19 protein-coding genes are annotated in these 17795 nt (G+C 44.0%); 10 read left to right on the top strand and 9 right to left on the bottom strand.

Annotated features, from left to right (window positions below; translation table 11 throughout):
- The first annotated feature begins 34 nt into the window (after positions 1–34).
- Positions 35–589 (top strand): DUF2892 domain-containing protein, encoded by a 555-nt coding sequence (locus HDC91_RS04785; RefSeq protein ID WP_183548897.1) that lies wholly within the window; start codon positions 35–37, stop codon positions 587–589.
- Positions 590–593: 4 nt separating this feature from the next.
- Here the strand turns inward: HDC91_RS04785 and HDC91_RS04780 are convergent, their stop codons facing one another.
- Entirely contained in the window at positions 594–824 is a 231-nt protein-coding gene (locus tag HDC91_RS04780; protein ID WP_183548895.1) for a hypothetical protein, read from the bottom strand.
- A gap of 315 nt (positions 825–1139) precedes the next feature.
- Positions 1140–2861 (bottom strand): lysine--tRNA ligase, encoded by a 1722-nt coding sequence (gene lysS, locus HDC91_RS04775; protein ID WP_183548893.1) that lies wholly within the window; start codon positions 2859–2861, stop codon positions 1140–1142.
- A 164-nt stretch (positions 2862–3025) separates the two neighbouring features.
- Between lysS and HDC91_RS04770 the strand changes: the two genes are divergently transcribed.
- From HDC91_RS04770 to HDC91_RS04760, 3 genes are all read left to right on the top strand, one after another.
- Positions 3026–3709: an HAD family hydrolase gene (locus HDC91_RS04770; protein ID WP_183548890.1), complete on the top strand. Its 684-nt coding sequence runs from the start codon at positions 3026–3028 to the stop codon at positions 3707–3709.
- Between the two features lies 1 nt (position 3710).
- Entirely contained in the window at positions 3711–4349 is a 639-nt protein-coding gene (locus HDC91_RS04765; protein WP_183548888.1) for a chloramphenicol acetyltransferase, read from the top strand.
- 142 nt (positions 4350–4491) lie between these two features.
- Positions 4492–5505, top strand: coding sequence for a hypothetical protein (locus HDC91_RS04760; RefSeq protein WP_221262105.1), 1014 nt, complete (start codon positions 4492–4494; stop codon positions 5503–5505).
- Between the two features lies 1 nt (position 5506).
- On the opposite strand, the gene HDC91_RS04755 is transcribed toward HDC91_RS04760, so the two are convergent.
- From HDC91_RS04755 to HDC91_RS04735, 5 genes are all read right to left on the bottom strand, one after another.
- A complete protein-coding gene (locus tag HDC91_RS04755; RefSeq protein WP_183548884.1) occupies positions 5507–6229 on the bottom strand; it encodes a type II CAAX prenyl endopeptidase Rce1 family protein in 723 nt (240 codons plus the stop codon).
- A gap of 18 nt (positions 6230–6247) precedes the next feature.
- Complete coding sequence (locus tag HDC91_RS04750; RefSeq protein WP_183548882.1) at positions 6248–8161, bottom strand: long-chain fatty acid--CoA ligase; 1914 nt, start codon at positions 8159–8161, stop codon at positions 6248–6250.
- A gap of 578 nt (positions 8162–8739) precedes the next feature.
- On the bottom strand, positions 8740–9066 hold the full coding sequence (locus tag HDC91_RS04745; protein ID WP_162431951.1) for an iron-sulfur cluster assembly accessory protein: 327 nt from the start codon (positions 9064–9066) through the stop codon (positions 8740–8742).
- A gap of 124 nt (positions 9067–9190) precedes the next feature.
- Positions 9191–9604 carry a Fe-S cluster assembly scaffold IscU gene (gene iscU / locus HDC91_RS04740; RefSeq protein ID WP_067059246.1) on the bottom strand — a complete coding sequence of 138 codons (414 nt, stop codon included), beginning with the start codon at positions 9602–9604 and terminating at the stop codon, positions 9191–9193.
- A 118-nt stretch (positions 9605–9722) separates the two neighbouring features.
- Positions 9723–10934, bottom strand: coding sequence for an IscS subfamily cysteine desulfurase (locus tag HDC91_RS04735; protein ID WP_162431952.1), 1212 nt, complete (start codon positions 10932–10934; stop codon positions 9723–9725).
- Between the two features lie 100 nt (positions 10935–11034).
- Between HDC91_RS04735 and mce the strand changes: the two genes are divergently transcribed.
- From mce to prmA, 6 genes are all read left to right on the top strand, one after another.
- Entirely contained in the window at positions 11035–11466 is a 432-nt protein-coding gene (gene mce / locus HDC91_RS04730) for a methylmalonyl-CoA epimerase (protein ID WP_183548880.1), read from the top strand.
- Positions 11467–11666: 200 nt separating this feature from the next.
- Positions 11667–13046, top strand: coding sequence for a right-handed parallel beta-helix repeat-containing protein (locus HDC91_RS04725; protein WP_183548878.1), 1380 nt, complete (start codon positions 11667–11669; stop codon positions 13044–13046).
- 163 nt (positions 13047–13209) lie between these two features.
- Complete coding sequence (locus tag HDC91_RS04720) at positions 13210–13458, top strand: type B 50S ribosomal protein L31 (protein ID WP_096351682.1); 249 nt, start codon at positions 13210–13212, stop codon at positions 13456–13458.
- A gap of 64 nt (positions 13459–13522) precedes the next feature.
- Complete coding sequence (locus tag HDC91_RS04715; protein ID WP_183548876.1) at positions 13523–14704, top strand: GlmU family protein; 1182 nt, start codon at positions 13523–13525, stop codon at positions 14702–14704.
- 100 nt (positions 14705–14804) lie between these two features.
- Positions 14805–15569 (top strand): triose-phosphate isomerase, encoded by a 765-nt coding sequence (gene tpiA / locus HDC91_RS04710; RefSeq protein WP_183548874.1) that lies wholly within the window; start codon positions 14805–14807, stop codon positions 15567–15569.
- A 94-nt stretch (positions 15570–15663) separates the two neighbouring features.
- A complete protein-coding gene (prmA, locus tag HDC91_RS04705; protein ID WP_183548872.1) occupies positions 15664–16500 on the top strand; it encodes a 50S ribosomal protein L11 methyltransferase in 837 nt (278 codons plus the stop codon).
- A gap of 79 nt (positions 16501–16579) precedes the next feature.
- Here the strand turns inward: prmA and HDC91_RS04700 are convergent, their stop codons facing one another.
- Together HDC91_RS04700 and HDC91_RS04695 are read right to left on the bottom strand one after the other, a co-directional pair.
- Complete coding sequence (locus tag HDC91_RS04700) at positions 16580–17218, bottom strand: NAD(P)-dependent oxidoreductase (protein ID WP_183548870.1); 639 nt, start codon at positions 17216–17218, stop codon at positions 16580–16582.
- A gap of 51 nt (positions 17219–17269) precedes the next feature.
- The gene (locus HDC91_RS04695; RefSeq protein ID WP_183548868.1) at positions 17270–17674 is read right to left on the bottom strand and encodes an Rrf2 family transcriptional regulator; all 405 of its coding nucleotides are present in this window, start codon (positions 17672–17674) and stop codon (positions 17270–17272) included.
- Between the last annotated feature and the right edge of the window lie 121 nt (positions 17675–17795).

The following is a 17795-nucleotide window of genomic DNA, read 5'->3' as shown; positions in this document are numbered from 1 at the left end:
ATATTTGCACACTGTTTTTATACTAATACAAATTATGTCGAATATAGTTAGGTTAATTGTTGCTTGTGTTATAATGGGTGCCGGGGTTACATTCTGCGCCTTTGGTTTTTGGGGGTGGGGGATACTGATATTTTTATTAGGCGGTATTACGCTGCTTACCTTCTTTTTTAACGAGAATATGCTGCTTGCCCAATTTTACCTGCGCCGCGAAAACTCAGAAAAGGCAGAAGCAGCCCTGCTTAAAATAACCGACTATGAAAAACAACTTTACAAAAGCCAGCATGGTTATTACAACCTGTTAATTGGTTTAATAGAATCGCGCAAGGCTCCGTTAAAATCAGAGAAATACTTCAAGAAAGCCCTTCAACTGGGCATGAGCATGTCGCACAATATTGCGCTGGCCAAATTAAGCCTTGCCGGTATATCAATGGCAAAACGCAACAAACGCGAGGCCGAGATGTACTTAAAAGAGGCAGCAAAGGATGACAAGAACAAGCTACTTGCCGACCAGATAAAAATGATGAAAGGCCAGATGGCGCAAATGGATAAGCAGCAGGTAGTGCGCGGCGGGTTCCGTCAAAAATTCTAAACGATTATTTTTCGTTCAGGTGGCTGAAGTAATCAGGTTCTGATGAGCTGGTTTTAGATGGCTCGATGTGCCTGTCGGTGATATGGCTGTAATAACCATGATCTGCATCTGGTTCGGCAGGCTTCGATACCTCAACTATTTTTAGCAGGCTGCGAATAAACGACAGGTCGAAATTGCTCCTGTTCAGTTTTATCAGGTATTCGTTTTCAGTTATTTCAAGGATAGAATTAGTCATGACATTCAATTATAGTGTGTACGGTATAAATTTCAATAACTACTATTAATTGAAAGTTGTGGTTGCTTTACCTTTTTGTTAAGAAATTTGGAAAATTTGGGGAGTTCATAGTTGATGGTTCATAGTTCATAGCCAAATAGCGTCATTGCTGTGGAGCGATAGCGACGTGGCAATCTTCGACGTGCATCTCGCCGATTTTTCTATCGAAGATTGCTATGCACGCGACGACGCGCGGAGAGTTAAAACAAAAAAAGTGCGCTGTTCAGCGCACTTTTTTTGTTTTATAAAGTTCTTACGATGAATCATGAACTAATCTTATTCAAACCACTTCATTACCACATCTTTGGTAGGCATGCCTATGTCAAGCTTTAATTTCTTGCGCATCCCGCCAAGATCATTGAACACCTTGTTAGGGTTACCAGCCTTGAGTTCTTCAACGGTGTTAAAGCCCATTTTATTAAGCACAGGCACCCACTCGGCTTGTACGCCGGCATTTATGAAATCATCGGCGGTAGCTACCTTAACTTTTTTCTCGGGGCGCATCTGCGGGAAGAACAATACTTCCTGTATGGTGCTTTGGTTGGTCATCAGCATTACCAAACGATCGATACCAATGCCCAGGCCCGACGTAGGCGGCATGCCGTACTCCAGGGCGCGTAAAAAGTCGTCGTCCATTGCCATAGCCTCGTCGTCGCCGCGGCCGGCCAGTACCAGTTGTTCTTCTAAACGCTCGCGCTGGTCGATCGGGTCATTTAATTCCGAGTACGCATTAGCTATCTCTTTACCGTTCACAAACAGCTCAAAACGCTCTACCAAACCGTCTTTTGTACGGTGCTTTTTAGCCAGCGGCGTCATCTCGATAGGGTAGTCGGTAATATAAGTAGGCTGTATCAGGTTATGCTCAACCTTAGCGCTGAAGATCTCGTCTATCAGTTTGCCTTTGCCCATGCTGGCATCCACCTCGATGGCCAAATCAGCGCATACTTTACGAAGGCCTGTTTCGTCCATGGCAGATACATCTATACCGGTATATTTCAAGATAGAATCGTACATCGACAGCTTTTCGTACGGGCCGGCAAAGTTTATCTCGTTTTGGCCTACCTGTACCACCGGCACGCCGTGCACAGCTTTAGCAACGGTTTCTAAACATTCTTCAACCATGGCCATCATCCATACATAATCTTTGTAAGCTACGTATATCTCCATGGCGGTAAACTCGGGGTTGTGGGTGCGGTCCATACCCTCGTTACGGAACATTTTGCCAAATTCATATACCCCATCAAAACCGGCCACAATAAGGCGTTTCAGGTAAAGCTCGTTGGCTATGCGTAAAAACAGCGGCATATCCAGCGTGTTGTGATGCGTGGCAAAAGGCCGCGCTGCAGCACCGCCGTGCAAAGGCTGTAGTATGGGCGTTTCAACCTCCATCCAGCCCTGCGCGTTAAAATAGTTGCGCATGCTGCTGATCACCTTTGAGCGGTTGATAAAGATATTTTTATATTCAGGATTAACGGTTAAATCTACATAACGCTGGCGGTAACGCATCTCGGGGTCGGTAAAGCCGTCGTGTATGGTGCCGTCGTCTTCGCGTTTTACAACCGGCAGCGGCTTCAACGACTTAGATAGTACAGTAAGCTCTTCTGTATGTACCGATATTTCGCCGGTTTGCGTTAAAAAAACAAATCCTTTAACGCCTACATAATCGCCTATATCCAAAAGCTTTTTAAATACTGTATTATAAAGCGTTTTATCTTCGCCGGGGCAAATATCATCTCGTTTAATATAGATCTGAACGCGGCCGGTACTGTCCTGCAATTCAAAAAAGGAGGCACTGCCCATAATGCGGCGAGTCATGATACGGCCTGCAATTACAACCTGTTTATACTTATCCGGTGCGGCTTCAAAATTCTCTTTAATATCCTGTGCCCATGCGGTCACATCAAAAGCTTCGGCAGGATAGGGATTTATGCCCAGTTCGTGCAGTTTTTGTAACGATTCGCGACGTATGATCTCCTGTTCGGATAGTGCAATACTCATATTATAAACGGGTAGTTATTAAGGCTGCAAAAATAGGATTTTTAAGCGAGATATGTATGGATTTGAGATGGTAGATACGAGAATACAGACAATGAATGGAGGAACCCGACCTTAAAATCACTAAATAACTAATCTTTAAATCACTAATTAATATCTTCGCACCTATGAATATTAAAGTGATCGCTTTTGATGCCGATGATACACTTTGGGTTAACGAACCTTATTTCAGGCAAACTGAGGAGCAATTTTGCACGCTGTTATCATCGTATGCGTCGCAGCACGAACTGGAGCGCGAATTGCTGAAGATAGAAATAGTCAACCTGTCGCTTTATGGATATGGCATAAAGGGTTTTGTGCTGTCGATGATTGAAGCGGCCATGAAGATCACGCAAAATACGTTAAGCATTGAAGTGGTGGGAGAGATCATAGAACTGGGAAGGCAAATGCTTAATCAGCCCATAGAACTGCTTGACGGGGTAGAAGAAGTGCTTGAAACGTTGAAAAGTAAGTACCGGCTGGTAGTAGCCACTAAAGGCGACCTGCTCGACCAGGAACGAAAACTCAAAAAATCGGGGCTTAATCCATACTTTCATCATATAGAAATTATGAGCGAAAAGGATGGTGCCAACTTTCTTAAACTGATAAAACACCTGGATATTAAACCCGACGAACTATTAATGGTGGGCAACTCTCTAAAAAGCGATGTTATGCCGGTGCTCAATATTGGTGGCCACGCGGTGCACGTGCCTTATCATATCACCTGGGCCCATGAGCAAATTGAGCATAGTATAGATAACGAGCGTTTTAAAAGTGCTGTTACTATTAAGGATATCTTAGCGTACCTGTAACATGAAGACAAAAATTGACCTGGAAACCTGGTCCCGCAAACACCATTTCGCATTTTTTAACGCTTTTGACGAACCCTTGTTCGGCGCTACTGTAAACATTGATGTCACCGTTGCCTACCAAACGGCTAAGCAACGCGGCATATCATTCTTTTTGTATTATCTGCACTGTATTTTAACAGCGGCCAACCAGGTGAAAGAGTTTAAGTATCGTGTGGAAGATGGCGACGTATATTTATATGATGTGGTGAATACATCAACAACCATCAGCAGGCCCGATACCACCTTTGGATTTTCGTATATAGATCATCAGCCCGACCTGGACCAATTTATTATTGGCGCGCAAGCCGAAATCAAGCGTGTAAAAAGCACCGTAGGCCTTGAACTGCGGCCTGTATATAATGTTTTACATGTGTCGGCCATACCATGGGTGAATTTCACAGCCTTAACACATGCCCGTAACTTCGCGTTTAAGGACAGCATGCCCAAGATATCTTTAGGTAAAATAACCGAACTGAACGGCAAAAAGACTATGCCTGTTTCGGTTACCGTACATCACGGCTTGATGGACGGACGCCACGTAGGCGAGTTTATTGATACTTTCCAGGAATTGCTTAACAGGCAGTACCAGGTGCGCAGGTGATAATGTGCGGATAAGGATAATCATCCAATGGCTTAATAATTTTAATAAGCAACCGAACCGCATAAAGCCGCGTAATACCTTCACAGGTGCAATATGGATTGTGAAATGTAAATGATATATTTACGTATCCGCACCAGTCCACATGATACTTAAAAGAACTTTTGCTATAATTTTAAGTGCATTAACACTATGTTCCTGTAAAAAGGATGTGGTTTTTGTGCCCAATTCCGAAAACGGGTTGCCCGGCTTGTGGGAGCAATTAAACGATTTTGACGGGGTAGGCCGGGTGCGCTCTTTCGGGTTTACTATAGGTAGCAAGGGGTATGTAATTGGTGGCAATGCCGCCAGCGGTTTTAACTCAGAATTGATCAATGATTTTTGGGAATATAACCCTGCCAATGACAAATGGAAACGCAGGGCGGATTATCCCGGCCAGGCAGGCGAATACATAAAGGGTTTTAGCATTAATGGTAAGGGGTATGTAGGTACCGGCTTTGGCAGGCGTTTAGCTATACCCGGAGACGATAAACCACAAAACAACGATTTTTGGGAATATAACCCCGCAACCAATAAGTGGACCCGGAAAGCCGATTTTGCCGGGGGCGAACGGGAAAATGTAATAGCTTTTGAAATAAATGGTAAGGGATACATGGGTTTAGGCACTGATAACGACTATAACGCCAGCTTTAAAGATATGTGGAGCTATGATGCTGTAGCGGATAAGTGGACCCGCGTTGCCGATTACCCGGGAAGCGGAAGCTTTGGCGTAGCAGCGTTTGCCTGTAACGGCAAAGGCTATGCAGGTACAGGCGGGGCATACCCTAACATAGCTGCAAAGGATTTCTGGCAATACGACCCCGTTGGCGACAAGTGGATGAAGATGGCCGATTTCCCGGGGAAAGGGAGGGCTTTTAGCGGCCAGTTTGTGATAGGCGAAAAAGGCTATGTAGGGTTCGGATCTACCCTGACCGAAACCGCTGGCGATTGGTATATGTATGACACGGGCAAAAACAGCTGGCAGAAGATCACTAATTTTACCGGACCTATCCGTTACGATATGGTTAGCTTCGCGATAAACGGTGTGGGTTATATCGGTACAGGCAACCCCGGCCTGCTAACGGATTTTTGGAAATACACTCCCCGCAAAACAGATTAGCTTAATGCCTGAAAGCTGTGTATATCAGCATGGATACGCTGTTAATCAGGGCATGCAGGGCTATGCCCCAGAAAAAGCCGTTTTTGAAACGGATATAGGTTAAAAGCCAACCCATAAATAGTTGGGGAATCACAAAGAATGGATATAGGTAGATGATATTCCATTGCAGCGGCACGTAGTTGAAAATGTGCATAAGCCCAAAACAAAGGATGGATATGATTATTAGCCGGCTTTGCAGCTTTTCGCCGGGCGACTGAATCCGAGGTAAAACCCGGTTAAAAATTAAATAACCCACAACAAATAGTATCGCCCTTGCCACCAGGTTTACTGCAAGGCTTTGTTGCTGAAGGCCGGGCAGGATTTTTGCTGCCAGCACCAGTGCAAAACCAAGCGACAAAGCAATATGCTGCCTTTTAAAAGATAGCGGCAAACGGAAGATGCTTTCCTCAATTACAGGCGCGGCGATGCAGATATATAATACTGCCTTGAAGTACCCAAATTTTTCAAAAAACCTTAGCATCGAAATATGATACTGTTTGGTTATGCTTTTAAAATGCAGCACGTGGGTTGCAAAAAAGTCGACCGCGAAAGCTATTGGCGCTGTTAACAGGTTAAACAAAAATATAATGCCATAAATTTGCAGCAGCAATACCAGCTTTTGTTGAAAACGGCGCTCTGTACCTAATGTAGGATAAGCCCAAATAGCGAAGAATTCTTTTAACATGTGATGATAACCCCGGCACTATTCGGTGTCATCTTCCCAATTATACAGGTCGTCAATTGCATCGGCATATTTCTTTTCTATTACTTTGCGTTTGGCTTTAAGCGTTGGGGTAATTTCACCGGCCTCCATGCTGAACGGGGTGCGCTTTACCTTAAAGTTTTTAATACGCTCAAACTTGGCCAGCTCGTTTGATAAACGCTTCACGTCCTGAGCTATCCAGTCAACAATTTCTTTTTCCTCGATAAAAAGCTCAGGTTTTTCAAAAAAGTCGTCCCCCATTTTAAAGGCATCCTGCAAGGTTTCGCGGCCCGGCACCAATATGGCGGTAATGTATTCGCGTTTATCGCCAATTAAAAATACCTGTTCAATTTTTGGGCTTTTTAAATAAGTGTTCTCTACCGGGGTGGGGTAAACATTTTTGCCATAGGCGTTTACAAGCATATTTTTTAACCTGTCGGTAATCTGCAGGTTTCCGCGGTGAAAACGACCAATGTCGCCAGTATGAAACCACCCCTCGGTGTCAATAACGGAGGCGGTCTCTTCAGGCTTTTTCCAGTATCCTTTCATTACGCAATGCCCCCGCACAATGATCTCGCCCTCTTCTGATTCAAAATTTGGGTTAAAGCTTTCGTGGGTTTGTATGGTGTATATTTTTTTGGTATCCACGTTTTGTATGCCTACCTCAATGCCTGGTATAATGCGGCCAACGGTGCCGTATATAATGCGGTCATTCTCTGTAACCGCCATAACGGGAGAGGTCTCTGTAAGGCCGAAACCTTCCAGTAGTTTTATACCGATATCACCAAAAAACTCGCCGATGTTTTTGGGCAGCGCGCCGCCGCCCGACAACAGCACTTTTAAACGGCCGCCTGTTTTTTCTTTTATTTTACTGAATACCAGCTTGTCCGCCAATTTCTGCTGTGCGCTGAGTATAATGCCGGGCTTTTTACCGGCCTCTTGTTCCAAACGGTATTGGCGCCCAATTTTAAGGGCCCAGGTAAATATTTTTGTTTTAACACCGCCGGCCTCAAGGCCGTTCTTCATGGCCTTATCATGTATACGCTCAAGCAGCCGCGGCACACAACACATAACGGTTGGCTTAACCTCGGCCATGTTACGGGCCAGCAATTCAAGGCTTTGGGCAAAAGCGATGGCGCAGCCCTTATTCATGCAGATGTAGTAGGTAGCCATACGTTCAAACACATGCGAAAGCGGCAGGAAAGACAGAAACATATCCGTCTTTTCAATTATCGGTATCTGAATTAAACTTGTACGACAGTTTTCTGTAAGGTTGTAATGGGTAAGCATTACACCTTTTGGCGTACCCGTAGTGCCCGACGTATAGATGAGGCAGGAAAGATCAGACGGCAGGATTGCCTCGCGGGCAGCATTTATGGCCGTGCGGTATTCATCTACAATAGCTAAACCTTCCTCTATTACCTTTTTAAAGCCCACAACGCCGGCATTTAGCTGCAGGCCTTCAGTAAACTTTTCGAAGCCCTCAAAAGCCGGGATAATGCGGATAAGCGAGGGGCAATTATTAGCAATTTTTAAAACCTTGCGGCATAAAAATGGATTGCCCGTGATGATGGTGCGCGATTCTGAATCGTTAAGTATGTATTCTATTTCGTTTTCAGAAAGGGTGGGGTATATCGATGTATTTACCGCGCCTATTTGCTGTAACGCCTGGTCGTAATAAATATAATCGGGGCCGTTCTCGATGATCAGGGCGAGGCGGTCGCCTTTTTTAATGCCTATATTCAGGAACCAGGCCGATAAGGCATCGATCTTCTCAAGCGCTTGTTTATAGGATATCTCAACCCAGGTATCCTTTACCTTATGGATCAGGAAAGTCTGGTCTTCGGGGTGTATGTTAGCAACAATATTACGGATCAGTTCCGGTATAGTTGATTGCTCAGCTACAATGTTCATTAAGTTTATATCAGGTTATATACTAACAAAGCTAATTATTTTGCCTTTAATTAAAAACGCCCAAATAACCAACCGCTACAGATATGCCAACCGGGTTAATCAGCTACACTAAAGTGTTCACGTTCAACACACGTGAACACCGTGAACATTCATGAACACTTGATAATCAGATAATAAAGAGCTTCGTCCGCTTTTTCCTGATTTGCCGGCAATATAGTTACCGGGTTTTTAGCTGTTTTAACCAGTTGTTTTAGAATAGTTTGCCCGCTTTTATCTGCTGTGAGAATATTTATTGAGCGCGTTGCCGTTTGGGCAGATGAAATACATATGCTTATAATTAAACATACTACCGTGCTAAAAACTGACCTTAGATTCATTAGATTTTTGTTAGACGCTAATTTAGATTTTAGTTGCGAAATAATTTATCTCGGTTTGTGTCGACGTTTGCGTGTTCTCGGTCAGGTAGTTCTTTTACGCTTACTGCACAGCATTGTTATCAGGCTGTCTCTATGTTTACTAAACAAAAAAGGCTGATTATGTTTATAATCAGCCTTTGATAATGTCGTTAAATAAAATTTTTACACAGAGAAGCTTTCACCACAGCCGCAGGTGCGGGTGGCGTTGGGATTGTGGAAATTAAAGCCCTTGCCGTTCAGTCCGTCGCTAAAATCAAGCTCGGTACCGGCCAGGTATAAAAACGATTTCATATCCAGGGCAAAGCGTACGCCGCGGTCTTCAAAAAACTGGTCGCCCTTTTTTTCCTCGTTATCAAAATCGAGGTTGTAAGATAAACCGGAACAGCCGCCGCCCTGTACAGATACACGCAAAAAGTACGAGCTATCCAGCCCGCTATCGCGCATTAATGCATCTATTTTAGCTTTTGCTTTATCAGTTACAGTTACCATTGTTTTTGATTTGAGATCTGAGATATTAGATTTGAGACAAGCTCGAAACATTATACCTCAAACATTAATAATTTACCAGATGCAAGTATCTCAAATCTCACATCTAATATCTTACATCTCTAAATTAGTGATGTGATTTTTCCAGTGCTATGGGCTCCATGCCGTTTTTTACGCGGAAATCGTTGATAGCTGCTTTTATAGCATCTTCTGCCAAAACCGAGCAGTGGATCTTTACCGGTGGCAAAGCCAGTTCTTCAACGATATCCATGTTATCTATCTTCATGGCATCGTCAACGCTTTTACCCTTTAACCACTCGGTAGCTAAAGATGAAGAAGCGATTGCCGAACCGCAGCCGAAGGTTTTAAATTTAGCATCGGTGATGATGTTGTTATCGTCAACCTGTATCTGCAAGCGCATAACGTCGCCGCACTCTGGCGCACCAACAAGGCCGGTACCAACCTTGTGGCTGCTTTTATCTAACGTACCCACATTGCGGGGGTTAGTATAATGGTCAATTACTTTATCTGAATAAGCCATTTTCTTAATTTTTTAATTTGAAAATTTAAAGATTTGAAAATGTTTCAAATCCATTTATAATTTGTTGAATGATGCAGGTAATATTCAAATCTTCAAATTACCACATCTTCAAATTAATTTAGTGTTCTGCCCACTCTATCGAGTCAAGGTCAATGCCTTCTTTAAACATTTCCCAAAGCGGTGAAAGTTCGCGCAGGTGGGTAACCGCTTTTTTGGTTACTTCAACAGCGTAATCAACTTCTTCTTCGGTTGTAAAGCGGCCCAGACCAAAACGTATAGACGAGTGTGCCAGATCATCAGATAATCCTAAGCTTTTTAAAACGTAAGATGGCTCCAACGATGCCGATGTACAAGCCGAACCCGACGATACTGCCAGGTCTTTCATGGCCATCATCAAACCTTCGCCTTCAACATATTTAAATGATATATTGGCAACATGTGGCAAGCGGTGTTCTACATTACCATTCACGTAGCTTTCTTCCAATACGGTTAAAGCACTTTCCAGCTTATCGCGTAGGGCCGAAAGGCGTTTGGCTTCGCTTTCCATTTCTAAACCGGCAATTTCGCAGGCTTTGCCCAGGCCAACAATGCCCGGTACGTTTAACGTACCCGAACGCATGCCGCGTTCGTGGCCGCCGCCATCCATTTGCGCGGTAACCTTAACACGCGGGCCTTTACGGCGTACGTATAAAGCGCCAACCCCTTTGGGGCCGTACATTTTGTGTGCCGACAGGGCCAGCAGATCAATACCATCAGCGATAACGTTAACCGGTATTTTACCAACAGCCTGGGTCGCATCTGTCATGAACAAGGCACCATATTTATGTGCTATAGCGGCAATTTCTTTAATAGGTTGTATAACGCCAATTTCATTATTACCGTACATGATGGATACCAGGATGGTTTCGCTGGTCATGGCTGCTTCAAGGGTGGCAAGGTCAACCAGGCCGTCCGGTTTAACCGGCAGGTAAGTAACCCGTCCGCCAAGCTTTTCAACGTGCTTGCAGGCATCTAAAACAGCCTTATGCTCGGTAACGGCAGTAATTATATGGTTGCCTTTTTCTTTATACATTTCAAATACACCCTTAATAGCAAGGTTGTCAGATTCGGTAGCGCCAGATGTAAAGATGATCTCTTTTTCAGAAGCGCCGATAAGTTTTGCAACCTGCTCGCGTGCATAATCAACGCCTTCTTCGGCTACCCAGCCAAACGGGTGGTTACGGCTTGCAGCATTACCAAACTTTTGGGTAAAGTAAGGCAGCATAGCATCAAGCACCCTTGGGTCCATAGGGGTAGTGGCGTTATTATCTAAATAAATTGGGATGTTCATGGTAAAAAATTAACGTTACAAATATACGTAAACTTTTACTTTAATAGCTTTGGTTAGCTATAAATTGCATTTACATGCCAATAATTTACAATATTTGGACATGAATAAGATAGAGCACATAGGCATTGCGGTTAACAGTGTTAAACAGGCGGGCGATATCTACCAAAAATTGCTTAACACAACTGTTTATAAAACAGAAGATGTGGCCACCGAGGGGGTTAAAACCGCGTTTTTGCAGGCCGGGCCAAATAAGATAGAACTGCTGGAAGCCACCAATACGGATAGTCCTATTGCTAAATTTATTGAAAAACGCGGCGAAGGCATCCACCATATAGCCTTTGATGTAACTGATATTGCAGCCGAAATGGCCCGCCTTAAAGCAGAAGGCTTTGTTTTATTGAATGATGTACCAAAACGAGGCGCCGATAATAAGCTGGTTTGCTTTGTTCACCCAAAAGGAATGAATGGGGTTTTGGTGGAGTTGTGCCAGGAGGATACCCCGAAGCGCCCCGAAGTAGGGACAGGAGTTTGAAATTATATCAATTAGTTTGCTATTGATAATCACATAAAGGCGAGTAAGCAGTGTTATAATTAGTGGCTTTATATGAGGGGCGGACAATATGCCGTTGAAGGATGTTTGCATCCCATTCTAACAGCCATCCCAAAAAAATTGTTAAACAACCAATAAACCATAAACAACGTATAAAGGTCGTTACATTTTATTAACCCTTAATGACAAGTTATCTGTTACGCGGCATAGCAGCTATGCTGGTGGTGTCATCCTTTGCGATGTGCACAAAAAAAACAATTATTCAGCCTAAGAACGACCCGCCGGCGAGTGATACCCTATCTGTAAAGGAATCTGATAGCGCCGGCGCGGGGTTTACATATACTGTACAGCCCTCCGAATGGTTTGTTGATGGCACTAATATCCCTCCGGGCGCTGTTGTATACGTGCCGGCCGGAATGCGGGGCTCTTTGCTGTTAAAAAATTTCAAGGGCACTGCCGCAAATCCAATCATCATCACTAATAAAGGCGGTAAAGTAACTTTCTCTGCACCAACCGCGGCTTCATACGGCTTTAAAACCCAAAACTGTCAATTCTTTAAAATATCGGGTAACGGACAGGCTGGTGTTAAATACGGATTTGATGTGAACGGCGGAAACATTGGCATGACGATGGACGACCTAAGCTCGGATTTTGAGATCACAAATGTTGAGGTACGCAACAGCGGCTTTGCCGGTATTATGGCAAAAACCGACCCTTCATGCGATATAGCAACCCAGCGCGGCCACTTTACCATGAAGAACATCAAAATTCACAGGAACTATATTCATAAAACAGGCGGTGAGGGCGTATACGTGGGCAACTCCTTTTATGCCGAAGGTGTTTCGCTTGCGTGCGGCACAGTACTGCCGCACGATATAAAAGCGGTTTATATATATAGCAACGTCGTGGACTCTACCGGTTGCGAAGGTATACAGGTTGGCAGCGCGGTTTCGGGCTGTAAGGTGTATAATAATACCATAACATCACCCGGGTTATCGCCTTTTGCCAGCGGACAGAACAATGGCATACAAATAGGCGAGGGCACAGGCGGTACTTGTTACAACAACCTGATAAAAAATGCGCCGGGCAACGGCATTATTGTTTTGGGGCTTGGGGATAACCTTGTTTATAATAACTATATCATTAACGCGGGCAATAACGGTATTTTTGCAGATTCGCGGTACACGCCGGGCCCAAATTTTCAGTTTATAAACAATACTATCATCTCGCCCGGAGACGACGGGATAAAGTTAAATTCGGTATTTATACCCATGAATACGGTTATCAATAACGTGATCATCAACCCCGGCACGGGCGTAGCCATCCACCGTATGAATGGCGATGTGAAGCTTACCACGGCAAATAATTATTTCAATACTGATGTTAATGACTGTGGCTTTGTAAACTTTAACAGCGGTAACTATCGTTTAAAAGCATCGTCGCCGCTTATTAATGCCGGCAGCAATGTTTCGGCGTATGGTATAAATACCGATTATTACGGCGGCGTGCGCCCTTCCGGGAGTGGTTTTGATATTGGTGCAGCCGAATTTCAAGAGCCTTGATACGTATTATATTCAACCAATCATCGGAGACGTGAAGTATAAAATACTAACCAAACAAAACCTCTCAACACCCTGTTAAAAACTTTTTACGTTAAGCTTTTTACTTTAAACTTTTATTGTTACATTTGCACCTCTTTTATAAGAAAGAAAGTATACAATAGCAATGAAAAAAGATCTGCATCCATCAAACTATAGGTTAGTTGTTTTCAAGGATATGTCAAACGACTATTCTTTCATAACCAAATCATGCATCGATAGCCGCGAAACCGTAAAATGGGAAGATGGCAACGAGTATCCATTGATCAAATTAGAAATTTCGCACACTTCGCACCCGTTTTACACAGGTAAGATGAAGTTAGTTGATACAGCCGGGCGTATTGATAAATTCCGTACCCGTTACAACAAAAAATAAGTGTTTTTTAATAAAATATTGATGAGTTCCCCGCAAAACGGGGGACTTTTTTTATTTTTGGCCCATGGCAATCATTCTTTTTGACGACGATGCTCGTAACACCCTTCTGCCGTTAACATACACCCGCCCGGTTGCCGATCTGCGAATAGGGATATTAACCATAGCCGAAAAATGGGCTGAATATTTAAAATCAACGTTCTCTTTTTGTACCGAAGCATATCTGCAAGTTAAGTTTCCGCTCGCTATTCACGACGATAATATATTTATCAATGGTTCGGTTTGTCCGGATGAGGCGGTTGTAGAAGCCATCAAGAGTTTAAGCAGCGGGCAAGCACTGCGCTGCGGGGATATTTTGGTGGCAGTGAAGCTTAATGATGTTTACGCTGCAGCTTTTAACCCACTTGCCACTTATACAAACGAAATAGTTTACAACAACGAGTTGGTGATGATTCGCCACCCTGAAGATATTTTTCGTAAAAACGACACCGAACTTCGCAAGGATTTTAAATTGCTTACCAAAGGCCGCAAAAGCGCCAATATCAGCAGTACCAATACGATAATAGGTGATGATTTTTTTGCTGAAGAGGGTGCGCAAGCCGAGTGTTGCAGCTTCAGCACATTGAACGGGCCGATTTACCTGGCAGCCAATAGCGAAGTTTGGGAAGGTACCAATATACGCGGGCCGTTTGCTTTGTGCGAGCACTCGCAGATAAAAATGGGCACCAAGATATACGGCGCTACTACTGTTGGCCCGTATTGCCGCGTGGGCGGCGAGGTAAACAACGCGGTTATCTGGGGCTATTCTAACAAAGGCCACGAAGGTTACCTGGGTAATGCCGTGGTAGGCGAGTGGTGTAACATCGGCGCCGACAGCAATAACTCGAACCTGAAAAATAACTATGGCGAGGTGAAACTTTGGGATTACCCGACGAAAAGCATGCGCCCAACCGGTTTGCAATTTTGTGGCTTAATTATGGCCGACCACGCCAAATGTGGTATAAATACTATGTTTAATACGGGCACGGTTGTTGGCGTAAGCGCTAATGTTTTTGGTGGGGGATACCCGCCCAATTATATCCCCGACTTTTCGTGGGGCGGCGCTAATGGCTTTGAAGAATATGCTTTTGACAAAATGATAGATACCGCTGCTAAGGCAGTGGCCCGGCGCCCGCACCGCAAATTTGATGATGCTGAAAAAGCTATTTTGACGGCAGCCTATGAGCTTACAAAGGGAGTTAAAAAATAAGCAGGTGCCGAAATGGCTGGCAGCTATGCATGAAATACAAATAGAATATTAATTAATACTATGGACTATTGACTATGGCCCATGGACTAAACAAACTGAGATGAGAAAAAAAATTGTAGCCGGAAACTGGAAAATGAACCTTGATTATACGGAAGGCCTTGGCCTTTTTACTGAAGTGATAAACATGGTAAAAGACGAAGCAACCGGCAACCAGGAAGTGGTGGTTTGCAGTCCGTTCATTCATCTGCATAGCCTGGCGCAACTTGCCAAAGGATATCATAAAGTAGCGGTTGGCGCGCAAAATGCCCACCAGGCCGAAAGCGGCGCTTATACAGGCGAGGTATCTGCAAGGCAGATCAAATCTGTTGGTGCCGAATATGTTATTTTAGGCCACTCGGAGCGCCGCCAGTACTTTGGGGAAAGCAACGAACTTTTAGCTAAAAAAACTGATACGGCTTTGGCCAACGGTTTAAAACCTATCTTCTGCATCGGCGAAACCTTACAGGAGCGCGAAGCAGGTCAGCATTTTGATGTAATAAAAAGGCAGTTGGCCGAAGGCATTTTTCACCTGTATGCCGAAAAATTTGGGCAACTGGTATTGGCTTACGAGCCGGTTTGGGCTATTGGTACCGGCGTAACCGCAACGTCAGACCAGGCGCAGGAGATCCACGCGTTTATCCGTAAGGAAATTGCCGCAAAATATAATCAGCAGGTTGCAGATGATACAACGATACTTTACGGCGGCAGCTGCAACCCTAAAAACGCGGCCGAGCTTTTTGCCTGCGCGGATATCGACGGCGGCCTTATCGGCGGTGCATCCCTGAAATCGCGCGACTTTACGGATATTGTTAAGGCGTTTAATTAGTCTTTTAGATTTGAGATGTTAGATATGAGATTTGAGACAAGCTACACAGGTTGTTGAGTCTCATATCTCACATCTCAATACTCAAATCTACACCATGAACTACTACGAACTGCTTTTTACAACCATTACCACCGAAGATTATCAGCAGGACCTGCTGATAGGCGCTTTGGGCGAGATCGGTTTTGATACCTTTGAAGAGGTTGACCTGGGTTTTAAAGCTTATATCCCCGTGGACGATTTTAACCGACAGTTATTGGATGATACGCTCGCTGCTTACCGCGACATGTTCACTTTTAGTTATGACATCACCCTTATACCTCAAAAAAACTGGAATGAGGTGTGGGAGAGCAACTTTGAGCCCATACAAATAAGCGACCAGGTATTTGTTCGTGCAACGTTTCATGAGCCGAAGCCGGGGTTTCCTTACGAGATCGTCATCGACCCAAAAATGGCTTTCGGGACCGGCCATCACCAAACCACGGCCATGATGATGGGCCTGATGCTGGAAAATGATTTTGCGGGCAAAAAGGTACTGGATATGGGCTGCGGAACAGGTATATTGGCCATCCTCGCGGCCAAACTTGGCGCTGAAGATGTTACGGCTATTGATTACGACGTGGTATGCTACGAAAGCACTATTGAAAATTCAGCGCTGAATAATATCGGAAACATCAAAGCGCTGTGCGGTTCAAAAGAAGTTATTCCTGATGAGCAATATGATATTATCCTGGCTAATATCAACCGTAATATCCTGACAGACCAGATGGAGCGCTACGGCGAAACGCTTAAGCCTGGCGGTGAGATCTATTTTAGCGGGTTTTATGAATCGCCTGACCTTGATATCATTACCGAAGAAGCACGCAAATACAACCTAAAGTACATTACCCACAAAAAAGATAAAGAGTGGGTAGCGGCTAAGTTTGTTTTATAGGATTACACCGGTTTTTAAAATGATTACACCGGTTCATCGAGACTGGTGTAATCATTCTTAAACATTTGGAATTACAAAATCAATAACCCAATGTAAACCTTGCTTTAACAAACTGATTATTTTCCAGTTCGTTAAATATTGCAACGGCCAGGTCAGTGGTGCTTATCTCGCTTTTACCTTCCGTATTAAACACCGGGTTCTCGGTACCTAAACGGAATTTCGCCGTCCTTTCACCGGGATGCAGGTTTATCGCAGGGCTTACAAAGGTCCAATCCAAATCCGTTTCCTTACGAAGTTCGTTCAAATAATCGCGTGCTGACGACGCACCAGGGTAATATTCTTTCGGGAATTGCGGCGAATCAACCAACTGCTTACCGTCGATAAATAAACTGCCGGCGCCGCCAATGGTTATAAAACGTTTTACACCAGCTTTCTTTACTGCTTGCTGAATGCTTTTCGATCCGTTCAGGAAATCGTTGTAAAGGTTGGGGTTTGTCCAGCCTGCATTAAACGAACTGATCACCGCATCGTGCCCGCTTAACGCCGATGCCAAAGCTTCCACATCATTTACATCGGCTGCCACAGGTGTTATGCCTGCCGCTTTTTCTACTTTATCAGTATTCCGTGCAATCGCGGTTATCTCATAACCACGGGATAAACCCTCTTTTACCAAGGCGGGGCCTACAAATCCTGTAGCGCCTATTATCGCAATTTTCATAATGTTATTTGTTATATGTAATTAAATTTGTTACAGTTTAGTGTAAATTTTTTAATTGAACTTTTTGCAAAACTCAGCCAGGTTCGTGGTACCCAACTTATTCATCATGGTTTGTTCAATTTCGTTATCCAGGCCATTTAAATGTTCGTTGATCTGTTTACCAACCGGGCAGGCGGGGTTGGGCTCGTTTTTAGCCTGCCCCAATATTTGATTTGGCTTAACCGCCTTGTAAATACTCGCAAGGCTAATTTCGCGGGCGGGTTTACTTAAACTGTAACCTCCGTTTTTGCCCTCGCGGCTTGTTACCAGTTGATGTTTATTTAGGTTGCTCAGTTCTTTACGTACCAATGCCGGGTTAACATTTATACTGCCCGCCATGTAGTCAGATGATAACAAACTGTCAGCTTTACAAAGCAGGGTCATGATGTGCATCGCAATAGGGAACCGGCCGTTCATAATTAATTGTAATGTTTTTTATTACAGTACAAACATGGGTACGTTTTCACTCAAATGCAATTATTCTACTTTAATATGAAGGATATTTGACAATTAAAACTTCAACATTGTTAAATTTATG

It is taken from the genome of Mucilaginibacter sp. AK015, from assembly GCF_014200785.1.
GTDB lineage: Bacteria > Bacteroidota > Bacteroidia > Sphingobacteriales > Sphingobacteriaceae > Mucilaginibacter.
Note: the sequence above shows the minus strand (reverse complement) of the source record. Positions and strands in the feature narration are given on the sequence as shown.

Excerpts from the sequence above, each read along its gene's own strand:
- HDC91_RS04785 (WP_183548897.1), top strand. The coding sequence starts at position 35 with ATGTCGAATATAGTTAGGTTAATTGTTGCTTGTGTTATAATGGGTGCC.
- HDC91_RS04780 (WP_183548895.1), bottom strand. The coding sequence starts at position 824 with ATGACTAATTCTATCCTTGAAATAACTGAAAACGAATACCTGATAAAA.
- lysS (WP_183548893.1), bottom strand. The coding sequence starts at position 2,861 with ATGAGTATTGCACTATCCGAACAGGAGATCATACGTCGCGAATCGTTA.
- HDC91_RS04770 (WP_183548890.1), top strand. The coding sequence starts at position 3,026 with ATGAATATTAAAGTGATCGCTTTTGATGCCGATGATACACTTTGGGTT.
- HDC91_RS04765 (WP_183548888.1), top strand. The coding sequence starts at position 3,711 with ATGAAGACAAAAATTGACCTGGAAACCTGGTCCCGCAAACACCATTTC.
- HDC91_RS04760 (WP_221262105.1), top strand. The coding sequence starts at position 4,492 with ATGATACTTAAAAGAACTTTTGCTATAATTTTAAGTGCATTAACACTA.
- HDC91_RS04755 (WP_183548884.1), bottom strand. The coding sequence starts at position 6,229 with ATGTTAAAAGAATTCTTCGCTATTTGGGCTTATCCTACATTAGGTACA.
- HDC91_RS04750 (WP_183548882.1), bottom strand. The coding sequence starts at position 8,161 with ATGAACATTGTAGCTGAGCAATCAACTATACCGGAACTGATCCGTAAT.
- HDC91_RS04745 (WP_162431951.1), bottom strand. The coding sequence starts at position 9,066 with ATGGTAACTGTAACTGATAAAGCAAAAGCTAAAATAGATGCATTAATG.
- iscU (WP_067059246.1), bottom strand. The coding sequence starts at position 9,604 with ATGGCTTATTCAGATAAAGTAATTGACCATTATACTAACCCCCGCAAT.
- HDC91_RS04735 (WP_162431952.1), bottom strand. The coding sequence starts at position 10,934 with ATGAACATCCCAATTTATTTAGATAATAACGCCACTACCCCTATGGAC.
- mce (WP_183548880.1), top strand. The coding sequence starts at position 11,035 with ATGAATAAGATAGAGCACATAGGCATTGCGGTTAACAGTGTTAAACAG.
- HDC91_RS04725 (WP_183548878.1), top strand. The coding sequence starts at position 11,667 with ATGACAAGTTATCTGTTACGCGGCATAGCAGCTATGCTGGTGGTGTCA.
- HDC91_RS04720 (WP_096351682.1), top strand. The coding sequence starts at position 13,210 with ATGAAAAAAGATCTGCATCCATCAAACTATAGGTTAGTTGTTTTCAAG.
- HDC91_RS04715 (WP_183548876.1), top strand. The coding sequence starts at position 13,523 with ATGGCAATCATTCTTTTTGACGACGATGCTCGTAACACCCTTCTGCCG.
- tpiA (WP_183548874.1), top strand. The coding sequence starts at position 14,805 with ATGAGAAAAAAAATTGTAGCCGGAAACTGGAAAATGAACCTTGATTAT.
- prmA (WP_183548872.1), top strand. The coding sequence starts at position 15,664 with ATGAACTACTACGAACTGCTTTTTACAACCATTACCACCGAAGATTAT.
- HDC91_RS04700 (WP_183548870.1), bottom strand. The coding sequence starts at position 17,218 with ATGAAAATTGCGATAATAGGCGCTACAGGATTTGTAGGCCCCGCCTTG.
- HDC91_RS04695 (WP_183548868.1), bottom strand. The coding sequence starts at position 17,674 with ATGAACGGCCGGTTCCCTATTGCGATGCACATCATGACCCTGCTTTGT.